Raw genomic sequence first — 14,988 nt, 5'->3', positions numbered from 1 at the left:
AGGAATTGACTTCGCATGCTGGCGCGTCTGTCGATCCGTGACATCGTCCTGATCGAACGGCTCGATATCGAATTCTCCCGTGGCCTCGCGGTGCTGACCGGCGAAACCGGCGCGGGCAAATCCATCCTGCTCGATGCCTTCGCGCTGGCGCTCGGCGGCCGCGGTGATGCGGACCTGGTTCGCCATGGCGCGGAGCAGGGCCAGGTGACCGCCACCTTCGACGTTCCCAAGGGCCATCCCGCGACAAAGATCCTTTCCGAGAACGGCCTCGACGACACCGGCGAAATGATTCTTCGCCGCGTGCAGCTCGCCGACGGCCGCACCCGCGCCTTCATCAACGACCAGTCGATCAGCGTGCAGACGTTGAAAGCGTTCGGCGCGGCGCTGGTCGAGATTCACGGCCAGCATGACGAGCGCGCGCTGGTCGACGCCTCGACGCACCGGCAGTTGCTCGACGCGTTTGCCGGGCTGGAGAAAGAGGTCGCCGCGCTGGAGACGCTGTGGGAGGCGCGGCGCACCGCCAACCAGGCACTCGATGAGCATCGCGCCAGCATGGAACGTGCCGCGCGCGAGGCGGATTATTTGCGCCACGCCGCCGACGAGCTCAAGGCGCTGAAGCCGAAGGACGGCGAGGAGACCGCGCTCGCCGAACGCCGCACCACCATGATGCAGGGCGAGAAGATCGCCAGCGACCTGCGCGAGGCGCAGGAGGCGGTCGGCGGCCACAACTCGCCGGTGCCGGCGCTGGCGGCGGCCGTGCGCCGCCTCGAGCGCCGCGCCGCCAATTCGCCTGCGCTGGTCGAGCCGGCGGTGAAGGCGATCGACATTGCGATCAACGCGCTGGAAGAGGCCGACCAGCATCTCAGCGCCGCGCTGGTTGCGGCCGATTTCGATCCGGCCGAGCTGGAGCGGATCGAGGAGCGGCTGTTTGCGCTGCGCGCCGCCTCGCGCAAATATTCGACGCCGGTCGATGGGCTGGCGGCATTGGCGGCCAAATTCGTCTCCGACGTCGCGCTGATCGACGCCGGCGCGGATCGGCTGAAGAAGCTGGAAGCGGCGGCTGCCGAGGCCGACCAGCGCTACGGCGCAGCGGCGGCGAAGCTGTCTGCAGCCCGCAGCAAGTCGGCCGAAAAACTCAACAAGGCAGTGAACGCCGAACTCGCGCCGCTGAAACTCGAGCGCGCGAAATTCATGACGCAGGTCGACACCGATGCGAAATTACCAGGGCCGCAGGGCATCGACCGCGTCGAGTTCTGGGTTCAGACCAATCCGGGGACAAAGCCGGGACCGTTGATGAAGGTCGCCTCCGGCGGCGAGCTGTCGCGGTTCCTGCTGGCGCTCAAGGTGGTGCTGTCCGATCGCGGTTCGGCGCCCACGCTGGTGTTCGACGAAATCGATACCGGCGTCGGCGGCGCGGTGGCGGATGCGATCGGCGCGCGGTTGTCGCGGCTCGCCGGTCAGGTCCAGGTGATGGCGGTGACGCACGCCCCGCAGGTCGCGGCACGCGCCAACCAACATCTGCTGATTTCCAAGGACGCGCTCGACAAGGGCAAGCGCGTCGCCACCCGCGTCAACGCGCTCGCCGCTGACCACCGCCGCGAGGAAATCGCCCGCATGCTGGCCGGGGCGGAGATCACCGCCGAGGCGAGGGCGGCGGCGGAACGGCTGTTGAGGGCGGCCACCTAGCCGTCATTCCGGGGCGATGCGAAGCATCGAACCCGGAATCTCGAGATTCCGGGTCTGGTGCTTACGCACCATCCCGGAATGACAAGCCTAGACGCAGATTGATTCATACAAGCCATTCCACTCCGGATTGTCCTTCTCGATCAACTGGACCTTCCAACTCCGCTTCCATTTCTTGAGTTCTTTTTCGCGGGAAATAGCTGAGATTGGGTCGTCGTAAACTTCGAACCAAACGAGCCGTGTGATATTGTATTTCGACGTGAAGCCGGGCACGGCCTTCGTTCGGTGTTCGTAGATCCGGCGCACAATGTCTTTGGTTACGCCGATGTAGATTGCTCCGTCTCTTCTGCTTGCAATGATATAGACATAATAGCTCATGATTGTCGCAACTTGCCTGTTAGCAACCAGTCATTCCGGGGCGATGCGCAGCATCGAACCCGGAATCTCGAGATTCCGGGTTCGCGCTTCGCGCGCCCCGGAATGACGGTGCCCGAGTTTCGAGCATGATAGCAAAATCCAAAACAAAAACTCTTACCGACGTCGCCAATCTCACCAAGGCGCAGGCCAAGGTCGAGCACATGCGGCTGGCGTTGGAGCTCGAAGGGCACGACAAGCGGTACTATCAGGAAGATGCGCCCAGCATCAGCGATGCCGAATACGACGCCTTGCGGCAGCGCTTCAATGCGATCGAGAAGCGGTTTCCCGAGCTCGTTACAGCGGAATCGCCATCGCAAAAGATCGGCGCAACGCCATCGGGCCGCTTCAGGAAAGTCCGCCATGCGGTGCCGATGCTGTCGCTCGACAACGCCTTCGCCGAGCAGGACGTGCTCGACTTCATCGGCCGCATCGAGCGCTTCCTCAAGCTCAGCGACGACAAGATCAACTTTTCCGCCGAGCCGAAGATCGACGGGCTGTCGATGTCGCTGCGCTATGAGGGTGGCGAACTCGTTACCGCCGCCACCCGCGGCGATGGCGCGGAAGGCGAGGACGTCACCGCAAATATCCGCACGCTCGAAGACGTGCCGCAGAAGCTGAAAGGCCGCAACGTTCCTGATATCTGCGAGGTGCGCGGCGAGGTCTACATGACCAAGAAGGCGTTCCTCGCGCTGAACGAGCGGCAGAAGGCCGCGGGCGATACCATCTTTGCCAATCCGCGAAATTCAGCGGCAGGCTCGCTGCGTCAGAAGGACCCCTCCATCACCGCTTCGCGCCCGCTCGGCTTCTTCGCCTATTCCTGGGGCCAGATGAGCGCGATGCCCGAAAAGACTCAAACCGGCATGATCCACTGGTTCGAGCGCTGCGGCTTCAAGACCAATCCGCTGACAAAACTCTGCCACTCCGTCGAGCACTTGATCGCGTTCCATCACGAGATCGAGGAGCAGCGCGGTGAGCTCGACTACGACATCGACGGCGTCGTCTACAAGATCGACCGTATCGATTGGCAGGAGCGGCTCGGTTTCGTCTCGCGCACGCCGCGCTGGGCCGTCGCGCACAAATTCCCGGCCGAGCGGGCCATGACGGTGCTGCGCGATATCGAAATCCAGGTCGGGCGCACCGGTTCGTTCACGCCGGTCGGCAAGCTGGAGCCGGTCGGTGTCGGCGGCGTGATCGTGCAGAACGTCACGCTGCACAATGAGGACTACATCAAGGGCATCGGCAACAAGGGCGAAGTGCTGCGCGAGGGCCGTGACATCAGGCTCGGCGACACCGTCGTGATCCAGCGCGCCGGCGATGTGATCCCGCAGGTGGTCGATGTCGTCATCGACAAGCGGCCGAAGAACGCCAAGGAATTTCACTTCCCGAAGAAGTGCCCGTGCCCGCTGCATACCGACGTGGTGCGCGAGGAGACGGCAACCGGCGAGGAAGGCTCGCGCGCCCGCTGTACCGGCGAGTTCGCCTGTCCGTTCCAGAAGATCGAGCATCTGAAACTGTTCGTGTCGCGCCGGGCGTTCGATATCGACGGGCTCGGCGAGAAGCAGCTCCAGTACTTCTTCGACCGCGAATGGGTGCAGGAGCCCGCCGATATCTTCACGCTGCCGAAACGTAACGCCAAGCTGAAGCTCGAAGAGATCGAGGGCTATGGCGAAACTTCGGTGCGCAACCTGTTCGCCGCGATCGAGAACCGCCGCCGCATTTCGCTGGAACGCTTCATCTATGCGCTCGGCATGCGCCATGTCGGCGAGACCACCGCGCTGGCGCTGGCGCGTGGCTACGGTTCATGGGATGCCTTCCACGATGCCTGCCTCAAGGTCGCCAAGGGTGACGAGGACACCATCGCCGAGATGGATGCGCTCGACCAGATCGGCGATACCGTGATCAAGAGCGTCGCCGCCTATTTCGGCGAAAGCCATAACCGCGGCATCGTCGAGCGGCTGGTCAAGGAGCTCAACGAGATCATCGACGCCGAAAAGCCCAAGAGCAATTCGGCCGTCGCCGGCAAGACCGTGGTGTTCACGGGATCGCTGGAGAAAATGACACGCGACGAAGCCAAGGCCACCGCCGAGCGGCTGGGCGCCAAGGCCGCCGGTTCGGTGTCGAAGAAAACGGACTATGTTGTCGCTGGGCCGGGTGCGGGTTCAAAACTCGCGGAAGCCAAGAAGCACGGCGTGCCGGTGCTGACCGAAGATGAGTGGCTGAAGCTGATCGGGGAGTGATGAGTGAGACGCACTCCCTTGTCGTCACCCGCGAAGGCGGGTGACCCAGTATTCCAGAGACCGCAGTGATTGAGCCGAAAGGCCGCGGCGTGCTGGATCGCCCGCCTGCGCGGGCGATGACAGCGGAGAGTGCGGCGCTGACGTCGCACCTTATTCCGCCTGTTCGATCAATTCTTCGCAAGCATTCAGCCTCAGTCGAATTCGAGCGGCTTGCCTTTCTCCCATGGCCGGAAGCGTGAAACGACGCGTCCCTTGCGGTCGATGCGTCCCCAATGTCCGCCCTCGTACCAACTGCGCCCATTGTTCTCACCTTCAGAGACCAGCGTGCAAGCCGTACAGACGACGGCGACTCCGTCGTTGAATGGATAAGCGCCGTCGTATATCGCCGGGATCACGAGATTGAGCTTGCGGTCGATATATCCGATCTTGCCGCCGACCCGCGATCGCGCGAGACCATCCTTGAAATAATCCGGGCCGTTATCCATCAACTCAACAGGCGCCGGGGCGACGCCACGCCGAACATAGAACCACTGGCCTTTTCGTGTGTCAGTCCTATCCATCAACAAGACCGAAGCCAGCCCATCGCGGTCATATCGAAGTCGGGTCAAATAGGATCGCTTCAAACGCGGCCGCCCGTCGGGGCCGGTTGCCGCACATTGCTTGAACGTGCGCTCCGGCTCCCAGCAATCGAAGACCACCGGCGCGGCCGTGCCACGATCAATCGCCATCACCGGCTTGGACGAAAGTGCAAGCAAAGCGCCGAGCGTAACAATTTTGAGAAAATCAGGCATGATTCATGCTCGTCATGGGCAGACTGCACTCCGCCTTCATTCTAAACAATGTAATTTGTTGGTGAAGGAGCAACTGCCATCTAACCCGCGTTGATGGATTGCTTCGCTTCGCTCGCAATGACGGCTGAAGCGTTACGTGATCGTTTGGGCACCGTCATTCCGGGATGGTCCGAAGGACCAGACCCGGAATCTCGAGATTCCGGGTTCGATGCTACGCATCGCCCCGGAATGACATCGTCTCACAACATCCCCGAGTCTTCCTCCTCCGCCTTCTTTACCAACTCCTCGCTCACCACGACCGTCCGCCGCGGCACGATGAAGAACATCACCGAGATGCAGGCAATCGACAGTGCGAAGATCGCGGCCGTCAGCGGCAGCGTGGTCGTGGAGTGGCCGCCGAGATAGGCGCCGAATTGCGAGACCAGCGCGCCGATACCCTGCTGCAGAAACCCCATCGCGCCGGAGGCGGTGCCGGCGGCCTCGGGACGCGCGCTGATAGCGCCGGCCGCGGCGTTATTCATGACGAAGGCGTTCGCGACCATCACGATCATCTGAGTGCCGAACAGCCAGAGAGGCGCCTGGTTGATCCCGGCAATGCTCAAGACGAGGTTGAAGAGGGCGCCGCCGAATTGCACGGCGAGTCCGAACCAGATCAGCTTCTCCAGCGAATGCCGCGGCGCGAAACGGACGCAGAACACATTGCCGATCAGATAGGCAAATCCCGTCGTCGCGAACCACGCGCCATATTCGGCCGTGGTTCGGCCCATCTGCGTCACCACGATGTAAGGCCCGCCGCCGGCAAACATGAAAATAATCTGGGAAGCCAGCACCTGGCACAGCACATAGCCGATGAAGGCGCGGTTGCGGATCAGCTTGCCGACGTCGCCGCGGAAGCTGCTGCTCTCGCTGCGTTCGCCGCGCGTCTCGGGCAGCGCCAGCGTGATCAGGACCGCAACGCCGAGCGAAGCCGCCGTGATGAAATAGAAGATGGCGCGCCAGCCGAACGCGGTCTCCAGGAGGCCGCCGACCAGCGCGCTGAGCATCTGCGCCATCATCATGACGGCAATCACGAGGCTGATCATGGAGCTGATGCGGTCGCGGCTGTAGAGGTCGCGGATGATGGCGCGGCTCACCACCATGCCGGTCGCGCCACCCAGCGCCTGCAGGAAACGCGCGGCAATCAGTTGCGGCAGTGTCTGCGCCAGCGAGCAGCCGACGCTCGCCGCCACCATCAGGGCAAGGCCTGCGAGCAGCACCGGGCGGCGTCCGAACTTGTCCGACAGCGGCCCCATGATGAGCTGCGAGCAAGCGATGCCGACCATGTAGAGCGACACCGTCATCTGCGCGACGGAAATGTCACCACCGAACGTCGTCGCCAGCACGGGAAGCGCCGGCACCAGCATATAGAGCGAGATCGGCGCGACGCCGGTCATCGCCACCAGCATCAGCAGCATGATCTTGGAGGTCGCGACAGCGCTCGCCGCCGCGTCGGGCGGCTTTCCCACGACGCCGTGCATTCAGTTCAGATCCTGTTTTGCTTGGATTGGACTTTTAACCAGATGGCTCAGCACGAACAGGGACGTTTTGGCATGCGGCCATGCTGAATTGGGGAGGCGGGTACGAGACTGGGCCGCTGGATTCTACTTTGCATGGGGTTGTTTTCGCGGTTTTTGTGTCCGGGGCCCACGCGTAGCCGGCGCGCCGGCGAATTTCGTCACGCGCAACAAATCCGCTGTCGTCACCCGCCAACGGGTCGCGCGAATGCGCGCCCGATGACAGGCTCCGGCGGGTGACCCAGTATTCCAGAGACTTTAGTGATGAAGCGATGGGCCGCGGCGTACTGGGTCCCCCGCCTTCGCGGGGGACGACAGTTGCGGATGTGATTAAAGCGGTAGCATTGCCGCCGTCGCCTCATCCAGCCACAGCTTCGTGGCGTTGTCGTCGAGGTGCGGGCGCACCGCGCGGTTGACGCGCTCGTGGTAGTCGTTGAGCCATTTCAGTTCGGTTGCGCTCAACATGTTCACGTCGATCAGGCGGCGGTCGATCGGCGTCAGCGTCAGCGTCTCGAACGCGTTCACCGGCTTCTCGGCGCCGGGTACATCGGTGCCGATGACGAGTTCGAGGTTCTCGATCCGGATGCCGTAGGCGTCGGTCTTGTAGTAGCCGGGCTCGTTGGAGAGGATCATGCCGCGCTTCAGGGGCGTGGTGCCGAGTTTCGAGATGCGCGCCGGGCCTTCATGCACCGAGAGATAGCTGCCGACGCCGTGGCCGGTGCCGTGCTCGAAATCGAGGCCGGCCTGCCACAAAAATTGCCGCGCAAAGGAGTCGATCTGCGCGCCGGTGGTGCCGTCCGGAAACACCGCGCGTGCAATCGCGATGTGCCCACGCAGCACGCGGGTGAATCGATCGCGCATTTCGTCGGTCGGATTGCCGATTGCGATGGTGCGGGTGACGTCGGTGGTGCCGTCTTCATATTGCGCGCCGGAATCGATCAGCAGCAGATCGCCGGGCGAAATTCGCCGGTTGCTCTTGCGGGTGACGCGGTAATGCACGATGGCGCCGTTCGGCCCGGTGCCGGCGATGGTCGGAAACGAGACATCCTTCAGCGCGCAGGTCTGGCGGCGGAACGTTTCCAGGGCCTCGACGGTATCGATCTCCGTCAACGCGCCCGACGGTGCCTCGCGGTCGATCCAGGCGAGGAAGCGCGCCAGCGCCACCGCGTCGCGCTGGTGCGCGGTCCGCGTGCCCTCGATCTCGGTGATATTCTTCACCGCCTTCAACAGGCTCACCGGATCGTTGCCGCGTACCGGTTTTCCGCCGGCACCTGCGATCAGCCGGCTCAGCGCGTCCGCGGCGGTGGCGGCATCAAGGGCGATTGCGGCGCCGCTGCGCGCAAGCTCGGTCAGGTCAGGCACCAGCGCGTCGGGCTCCCGCACATCGGCGGATTGTTCGAGGTGGTCGCGCGTCAGGTTGGACAGCTTGCGATGGTCGATGAAGATGGTGGGGCGGCCGTCCTTCGGCACCACCGCGTAAGACAAGGGCAACGGCGTGTGCGACACGTCTGCGCCTCGGATGTTGAAGGTCCAGGCCACCGCGTGGCTGTCCGACAGCACCAGCGCCTCGACGCCGAGCTTGTTAATCTCCAGCCGGATGCGCTTGAGTTTTTCGGCTTCGACCTCGCCGGAAAACTGCACGCCGTGAGTGGCGACGCGGCCGAGCGGCGGGGCCGGGCGCTCGGTCCAGATCGAATCCAGCGGGTTGGTTTCGACCGCAATCAGTTCCGCGCCCGCCTTGGTGCAGGCGGCGGCCAGACGCTCGGCTGCCGCCGAAGTGTGCAGCCACGGGTCGAAACCGAGGCGGTCGCCGGCCGCAAGGTGCTTGGTCAGCCACTGCTCCGGCGGCGGATCGGCCAGCGGCTCGATTTGCCAGGCCTTGCGGTCGACCTGCTTGGCGGCCTGCAGCGTATAACGGCCATCGACGAAGACCGCGGCATCGCGCGTCAGAACGATCGCCATGCCCGCCGAACCAGTGAAGCCGCTCAGCCAGGCCAGCCGTTCTTCGGAGGCCGGGACGTATTCGTTCTGTTGCTGATCGGCGCGCGGAACCACGAATCCCGTCAGCTTCCGCCGCGCGAGTTCCTCGCGGAAGCGGGCCAGCCGTGCGGTCAGCGCCACGCCGCCTTCGGGTTCTTCGAATGTCTGAAAATGGGCTTCGAACATCGCCTGGTCACTTTAGGGTTGGGTGGAGTGGTCCGCAATGCGGCAGTCTCCGCCACAATTTGGCATAATCTGTGCTTCAATATGTCCGTCCGCGCTAGTCGGACGGAGCGAATTGCGGTGTAGCCGCTCTGCTCAAAGATATCGGGAGAGAGCTCCAGGAGTGTTTCAACTCAACGAAGAGGGGATGCACCATGCCTGCTTTCACGTTTGAGAAGATTTCACCGCCGGAACGTCGCGGCCCCGTGGCGCCCGTGGCCAACAAGAAGCAGCGTGGCGTCATCGTCCAGATCCTCGATCGGTTCGCGGAAGCGCGCGTCAAGCGGTCGTTGAAGAGAGAGAAGGGCGTCATCGCCCGCAACCGGCACAGACCGGCCGATTAGAATTTCAGTTCACCTTGCGCAGCAGGAGGCTGCTCCAGCCTTCGATGCGCAGATGCCGCACGGGAACCAGCCCGCGGGCGCGATAGGCGACGATGACGGCGGGCGCCTGATGCGTCAAAAGCCCTGAGAGAATGACCAGCGCGGACGGCGCCAGATGCCGCGCCATCGGCCCTGCCAATTGCCGCAGCGGATTGGCCAGAATATTCGCCAGCACCAGATCGAACGGCGCGGCTTGCGCAAATTGCGGCGCCGAGAAGCCGGTGGCGCGGACCGCCCGCACCAGATGTCCCGATACGTTCAGCCGCGCATTGTCGCGGGCGACCTGCACCGAGGGCGGATCGATATCGCTGGCCAGTATCTTTTCGTGCAGCGCTTTCGCCGCCGCAATCGCCAGCACGCCGGTGCCGGTGCCGAGATCGAGCACGCGGCGCGGGCGCCAGGCTTTCAGGACATGGTCGAGCAGCAGAAGGCAGCCGCGCGTGGTGCCGTGATGGCCGGTGCCAAAGGCCAGCGCCGCCTCGATCTCGATGCCGAGCTTGTTGGGCGAGATCCTGTCGCGGTCATGCTGGCCGTGGACCACAAAGCGCCCGGCGGGCACGGGAACCAGGTCTTCGAGGCTGGCCTTGACCCAGTCCTTGGCCTCGACCGTGTCGAAGGCGATGCCGACGGCGATTTCCGCGCCGGCCGCATTGGCCACGAGTTCGCGGACCAGCGGCTGATCGGGCGGCTCGCCAAAATGCACCGTGACGTCCCATCGGCCATCCGGCCGTTCGAACGCGGCGATTGCGGCCTGGCCTTCAAAAAAAACTTCGGTCAGGGCATCGACGACGCCCTTGGCTGTGTGCTCGTCGCCGACAGCAAAATGGACGCGATGTGTGGAGGCGAGGGAAGTCATTGAAGAACCTGGCGAAAGCGGTGAAGGATACGATCGGGAATGGGCGTCAAACTCGAGCAAGTTTCATGTCGTGCTACTCGGAAAAGTTGCATCTTTCCACCGCCTGCCCACAGCCGAGCGGGGAAGTTGCCAACCGGTTGTCGACGGAAACATACCGATGTCTTCCACAGCCGTTGCCGCGGGTTATCAACAAGCAATCCACAGGCTTCTCCCGCCGTTGCCCACCGGCTTTACCGACATTGTCCACTGCGTTCTATCCGAACAGGGCGCGGTGATCGCCCAGAATCACCTTCGCGGCGTTGTGGCCGGGTGCGCCGGTGACGCCGCCGCCGGGATGCGCGCCCGAGCCGCAATGGTAGAGGCCCTTCAGCGGCCCGCGATAATCGGCATGGCCCAGCATCGGCCGCGCCGAGAACAATTGGTTGAGCGTCAGCGCCCCATGAAAGATGTCGCCGCCGAGCAGGCCGAACTGCCGCTCGAGATCGAGCGGCGACAGCACCTGGCGGCCGATCACGCTTGTCGCAAAGCCCGGCGCGAATTTATCCACCGTCGCGATCATGAGGTCGGCGACCTCCTCGCGGTGATCGTCCCATGACTTTCCATCCGGCAATTCCGGCGCGACATGCTGGCAGAACAGGCTCGCGACATGCCGGCCCTCCGGTGCGAGGGAATCGTCGAGGGTCGAGGGAATCAGCATTTCCACCACCGGCTCACGGCTCCAGCCATGCTCTCGCGCGTCCTGCCAGGCGCGATCCATGTAACCGAGGCTGGGTGCGAGAATGATGCCGGCGGTGAGATGGTCGCCGGCGCCGGGCAGGGCGGTGAAAGAAGGTAGCGCGTTCAGCGCGACATTCATACGGAACGTGCCGGATGCGTTGCGCCAGCGCGCGATGCGCCCGAGGAATTCCGGCGTCAATGCACCCGACGGCACGAGCCGCGTATACAGCAATTTCGGATTGACGCCGGAGACTACGTATTTCGCGCGGATGGTCTCGCCATTGTCGAGGATAACGCCTGCGGCGCGCCCGCCCCCGACGATCACCTCGCGCACGCCGGCGTCCGTTTCGATCTCCACGCCATGCCCGCGCGCAGCGCGCGCCATGGCTTGCGTGATCGCACCCATGCCGCCGATGGCGTGGCCCCATACGCCCTTCTTGCCGTTCACCTCGCCGAATGCGTGGTGCAGCATCACATAGGCGGAGCCGGCGGCGTAGGGGCTGGCATAATTGCCGACGATGGCGTCGAAGCCGAACAGCGCCTTCACCAGGTCGCTCTCGAAACGCTCGTCCAGCATTTCGCCGGCCGAGCACGTGAACAGGTCGAGCAGGCTGCGCTGCTGTTCGAGTGAGAGCTTGCGCAGGATACCGGCCGTGCCGACGGCGTTGAAGGCCTCGCGGATCGCGCCGATCCCAAAACCCTCGACGAGATTCGGCGGCGCGCGCAGCACGAATTGCCGCAGCACGTCGGCGATGGCTTCCAGTTCGCGCGAGAAGGCCTCGATCGTGACGGCATCGCGCTCGCTGAGTTTTGCCACCGATTGCCGGGTGCGGCCCTCGCCAGTCAGGAGATAGCTGCCGTCGGGGGCGGGCAGAAAATTCTGCGCGCGGCGCTCGACGATGCGCAGGCCGTGTTCGGCGAGCTTCAGGTCGGCGATGATCTGCGGATTGAGCAGGCTGACGGTATAGGCGGCCACCGAATTGCGGAAACCGGGATGGAATTCCTCGGTCACCGCGGCGCCGCCGACCGTCTTGCGGCGCTCGACCACTTTCACGCGCAGGCCGGCCATCGCGAGATAGGCCGCGCAGGTGAGGCCGTTATGCCCCGCACCGATGATGACGACTTCGGTTTCGCTCATGTCCGCTTCAAGAAGGTTTGATTAATCGTCATTCCGGGATGGTGCGTTAGCACCAGACCCGGAATCTCGAGATTTCGGGTTCGATGCTTTGCATCGCCCCGAAATGACGTTCACGAGAGGGTGCTGTCGCGCCCAATCAGCGTTCCGTCAAGCCTGCGGTTTCTTGCTAGCCATGTTGCCATATGCTCTATCTGCGCTTCTGGCACAACCTGCCGGAATGCTCGCCGCCGGCTCCCGCCGGGTTCAAGCCGGAGCTTTCATGATTTCTGAACCGTCTGCCTCGCGAAACCGGCTGGTGCTGGCCGTCTACACCGCTGCGATCTTCGTCAGTGCGTTGTTGCTGTTTTCGGTGCAACCCCTGTTCACCAAGATGGTGCTGCCGCGGCTCGGCGGCTCGCCGGCGGTTTGGTCGGTGGCGATGGTGTTCTTCCAGTCGCTGCTGCTTGGCGGCTATGCCTATGCGCATTTTTTGATGCAGGCGCGCAATCGCACGATTCCCGTGGCGGTTCATCTCGCGCTGCTCGCGGTTGCGATGCTGACGATGCCGCTGTCGATCGCGAGCGGGTGGGGCGATCCGCCGAATTCAGGCTATGCGCTCTGGCTGCTCGGCCTGTTTGCGGCTTCGATCGGCCTGCCGTTCTTCGCGCTCGCGGCCAACAACCCGCTGCTGCAGGCCTGGTTTGTCCGCACCGGCCACCCCAACGGTCCCGATCCGTACTTCCTCTACGCCTCCTCGAATGTCGGCAGTTTCCTGGCGCTGTTGTCCTATCCGGTGCTGCTGGAGCCGATGTTCACCTTGCGCATGCAGAACCTGATCTGGACCGGCGGCTATGGCCTCTTGATCGTGCTGATCGCGACCTGCGGCGTGTTGTTGCTGCGCTCGCCAGTGAGGGCGGGAGAACTGAACTTGGCGCCAGACGATAGCGACGTGCCGGCGCCGTCATGGATTTTGCGCGCCCGCTGGATATTCCTCGCGGCCGTGCCGTCGGGGCTGCTGATAGCAGTAACGGCCCATATTTCCACTGACGTCGCCGCAGCGCCCTTGCTGTGGGTGCTGCCGTTGTCGCTCTATCTCCTGACCTGGGTGCTCGTCTTCCAGTCGCGCCCGCTATTGCCGCACAAATGGATGTTGCTGGCGCAGCCGCTGGCGATCGCCGGCATCGTGGTGCTGCTCGCGTTCGGCGGCGAACAGAATCTGCTGCTGACGCTCGGCGGGCACCAGTTCTGCTTTTTCGTGATTGCGATGGCTTGTCATGGCGAACTTGCGCGCACGCGCCCGGCGGCGAAATATCTCACCGGCTTCTATGTCGCGCTGTCGTTCGGCGGCATGGTCGGCGGCCTCTTTGCCGGCCTGATCGCGCCGTTCACCTTCTCATGGGTTGCGGAGTACCCGATCCTGCTGGCGCTCGCGGCGCTGTGCCGGCCGACCGGCGGCGAACGTTTGCCGCGCTGGAGTGCCTGGTACTGGCCGTTCCTTGCGGTGCTGGCGGTGGCGTTGATGGCGCCGGCCTGGTCGACCGGAAAAGTGTTCAACTGGTTCGAAGATCATCGCGTCTGGGTGATCGGCGCGGTCGGAGTGCTGGCGGCGCTCCTGGCGCTTACCCTCAATGCCAACCGCTGGAAGATCTTTGCGACCGTCGTGATGGCGCTGGTATTGCTGCGCGCCTATCCTTCCGACGACGGCCGGGTCGAGACGGTGCGCAGCTTCTTCGGCGTCCACAAGATCGTGGTGACGCCGAACGGCCAGTATCACGTGCTGATGCACGGCACGACGATCCACGGCGCCGAGAAATTCAAGAACGACGACGGCACGCCGGTCACCGGCCAGCCGGAGCCGATCACCTACTACTACAGGGACGGCGGCATCGGCCAGGCGATCACGGCGATCCGGGAACGCAAGGGCGCGCCACTGCGCGTGGCCGTGATCGGGCTCGGCTCCGGCACGCTGGCCTGCGCCTCGGAGCCCGGCGAGGAATGGAAATTCTTCGAGATCGACCAGACGATGGTCGATACCGCGCGCGACCCGAAATATTTTACGTACATTCAGGTCTGCGAACCGAACATGCAGCCGGTGATCGGTGATGCGCGGCTCACCTTCGCGCGTGAGCCCGACGGCGTCTATGACCTGATCATCGTCGACGCCTATTCGTCGGATGCGATCCCGGTTCACCTGGCGACCGAAGAGGCGATGGAAATCTACAAGTCCAAGCTGGCGCCGCAGGGGGCGGTCGTGATGCACGTCTCCAACCGGCATCTGGAGCTGTCGAGCGTGGTCGTCGGCATCGCCGACGCCAACGACTTGATGAGCTGGGTCTACAGCGAAGACTCCGGGCGCGACAGCGAATACATCTTCTCGACCTCGGTCGTTGTCTCGGCGAGGGAAGAGACTGACGTCGGGAAGCTGGCATCGTCGGAACAATGGGCGCTGACAGAAGCCAGGGAAAACCAGCGGGTCTGGACCGACGATTATTCCAATGTGCTGGGCGCGGTATGGCGGCGGCTTAGAAAAGGCGAGGAATAGGCGAGTTGCAGCCGGGCAGGGTGGGTCTATGATCATGGTCTGCCCTGAACCGATGGAGCGACGATGGCCAATTTCACCCCCGTATCGGCCGCGATCGGCGGCGTCCTGATCGGGCTTGCCGCCGTCCTGCTGATGCTGTCGACCGGCCGGATTGCCGGGATCAGCGGCATCTTCAGTGGCCTGTTGAATTTGCGCGGCGAGGACAAGGGCTGGCGTATCGCTTTCGTCGCCGGGCTCATTCTGGCGCCTATCCTCGCCGGCCTGATCGGTTACGGAATGGCGCAACCAAAGCTGCCGTCGAGCTGGGCTGTCATTGTCGCGGCGGGCCTGCTGGTCGGATTCGGTACGCGGCTCGGCGGCGGCTGCACCTCCGGCCATGGCATCTGCGGCATAGGGCGACTGTCGCCGCGCTCGATCGCCGCTACCGTCATCTTCATGGTGACGGCCGTTATCACCGTCGCCATCACCCATCATGCGTTGGGAGGCTGAG

11 protein-coding genes are annotated in these 14,988 nt (G+C 63.8%); 5 read left to right on the top strand and 6 right to left on the bottom strand.

What is annotated here, in order from left to right:
• Positions 1–15: 15 nt before the first annotated feature.
• Complete coding sequence (gene recN / locus V1292_RS00950; RefSeq protein ID WP_334369900.1) at positions 16–1,686, top strand: DNA repair protein RecN; 1,671 nt, start codon at positions 16–18, stop codon at positions 1,684–1,686.
• A gap of 87 nt (positions 1,687–1,773) precedes the next feature.
• On the opposite strand, the gene V1292_RS00945 is transcribed toward recN, so the two are convergent.
• Positions 1,774–2,061 carry a GIY-YIG nuclease family protein gene (locus V1292_RS00945; protein ID WP_334369899.1) on the bottom strand — a complete coding sequence of 96 codons (288 nt, stop codon included), beginning with the start codon at positions 2,059–2,061 and terminating at the stop codon, positions 1,774–1,776.
• A 125-nt stretch (positions 2,062–2,186) separates the two neighbouring features.
• Between V1292_RS00945 and ligA the strand changes: the two genes are divergently transcribed.
• Complete coding sequence (ligA, locus tag V1292_RS00940) at positions 2,187–4,337, top strand: NAD-dependent DNA ligase LigA (RefSeq protein WP_334369898.1); 2,151 nt, start codon at positions 2,187–2,189, stop codon at positions 4,335–4,337.
• Positions 4,338–4,528: 191 nt separating this feature from the next.
• On the opposite strand, the gene V1292_RS00935 is transcribed toward ligA, so the two are convergent.
• The 3 genes from V1292_RS00935 to V1292_RS00925 form a co-directional block, all read right to left on the bottom strand.
• Positions 4,529–5,128, bottom strand: coding sequence for a WG repeat-containing protein (locus tag V1292_RS00935; protein ID WP_334369897.1), 600 nt, complete (start codon positions 5,126–5,128; stop codon positions 4,529–4,531).
• Between the two features lie 239 nt (positions 5,129–5,367).
• The gene (locus V1292_RS00930) at positions 5,368–6,645 is read right to left on the bottom strand and encodes a multidrug effflux MFS transporter (RefSeq protein WP_334369896.1); all 1,278 of its coding nucleotides are present in this window, start codon (positions 6,643–6,645) and stop codon (positions 5,368–5,370) included.
• Positions 6,646–7,011: 366 nt separating this feature from the next.
• Positions 7,012–8,847 (bottom strand): aminopeptidase P family protein, encoded by a 1,836-nt coding sequence (locus tag V1292_RS00925; protein ID WP_334369895.1) that lies wholly within the window; start codon positions 8,845–8,847, stop codon positions 7,012–7,014.
• A gap of 191 nt (positions 8,848–9,038) precedes the next feature.
• Here V1292_RS00925 and V1292_RS00920 point away from each other — a divergent pair, with 191 nt between their 5' ends.
• A complete protein-coding gene (locus tag V1292_RS00920; RefSeq protein WP_334369894.1) occupies positions 9,039–9,227 on the top strand; it encodes a hypothetical protein in 189 nt (62 codons plus the stop codon).
• Between the two features lie 4 nt (positions 9,228–9,231).
• Here the strand turns inward: V1292_RS00920 and V1292_RS00915 are convergent, their stop codons facing one another.
• Both V1292_RS00915 and V1292_RS00910 read right to left on the bottom strand, forming a co-directional pair.
• Entirely contained in the window at positions 9,232–10,122 is an 891-nt protein-coding gene (locus V1292_RS00915) for a 50S ribosomal protein L11 methyltransferase (RefSeq protein ID WP_334369893.1), read from the bottom strand.
• A gap of 253 nt (positions 10,123–10,375) precedes the next feature.
• Positions 10,376–11,977 (bottom strand): phytoene desaturase family protein, encoded by a 1,602-nt coding sequence (locus tag V1292_RS00910; RefSeq protein ID WP_334369892.1) that lies wholly within the window; start codon positions 11,975–11,977, stop codon positions 10,376–10,378.
• A gap of 259 nt (positions 11,978–12,236) precedes the next feature.
• Here V1292_RS00910 and V1292_RS00905 point away from each other — a divergent pair, with 259 nt between their 5' ends.
• Both V1292_RS00905 and V1292_RS00900 read left to right on the top strand, forming a co-directional pair.
• Positions 12,237–14,498 (top strand): fused MFS/spermidine synthase, encoded by a 2,262-nt coding sequence (locus tag V1292_RS00905; RefSeq protein ID WP_334369891.1) that lies wholly within the window; start codon positions 12,237–12,239, stop codon positions 14,496–14,498.
• A gap of 63 nt (positions 14,499–14,561) precedes the next feature.
• Positions 14,562–14,987: a YeeE/YedE family protein gene (locus V1292_RS00900; protein ID WP_334369890.1), complete on the top strand. Its 426-nt coding sequence runs from the start codon at positions 14,562–14,564 to the stop codon at positions 14,985–14,987.
• Position 14,988 lies beyond the last annotated feature (1 nt).

This window comes from Bradyrhizobium sp. AZCC 1719 (assembly GCF_036924525.1).
Taxonomy (GTDB): Bacteria; Pseudomonadota; Alphaproteobacteria; order Rhizobiales; family Xanthobacteraceae; genus Bradyrhizobium.
The sequence above is the reverse complement of the archived record's forward strand: the minus strand, read 5'-3'. Positions and strand labels throughout refer to the sequence as shown.

Bases quoted from the DNA above. Each gene is read 5' to 3' on its own strand.
- ligA (WP_334369898.1), top strand. From the start codon at position 2,187: ATGATAGCAAAATCCAAAACAAAAACTCTTACCGACGTCGCCAATCTC.
- V1292_RS00900 (WP_334369890.1), top strand. From the start codon at position 14,562: ATGGCCAATTTCACCCCCGTATCGGCCGCGATCGGCGGCGTCCTGATC.
- V1292_RS00935 (WP_334369897.1), bottom strand. From the start codon at position 5,128: ATGCCTGATTTTCTCAAAATTGTTACGCTCGGCGCTTTGCTTGCACTT.
- V1292_RS00945 (WP_334369899.1), bottom strand. From the start codon at position 2,061: ATGAGCTATTATGTCTATATCATTGCAAGCAGAAGAGACGGAGCAATC.
- V1292_RS00925 (WP_334369895.1), bottom strand. From the start codon at position 8,847: ATGTTCGAAGCCCATTTTCAGACATTCGAAGAACCCGAAGGCGGCGTG.
- V1292_RS00905 (WP_334369891.1), top strand. From the start codon at position 12,237: ATGATTTCTGAACCGTCTGCCTCGCGAAACCGGCTGGTGCTGGCCGTC.
- recN (WP_334369900.1), top strand. From the start codon at position 16: ATGCTGGCGCGTCTGTCGATCCGTGACATCGTCCTGATCGAACGGCTC.
- V1292_RS00920 (WP_334369894.1), top strand. From the start codon at position 9,039: ATGCCTGCTTTCACGTTTGAGAAGATTTCACCGCCGGAACGTCGCGGC.
- V1292_RS00930 (WP_334369896.1), bottom strand. From the start codon at position 6,645: ATGCACGGCGTCGTGGGAAAGCCGCCCGACGCGGCGGCGAGCGCTGTC.
- V1292_RS00915 (WP_334369893.1), bottom strand. From the start codon at position 10,122: ATGACTTCCCTCGCCTCCACACATCGCGTCCATTTTGCTGTCGGCGAC.
- V1292_RS00910 (WP_334369892.1), bottom strand. From the start codon at position 11,977: ATGAGCGAAACCGAAGTCGTCATCATCGGTGCGGGGCATAACGGCCTC.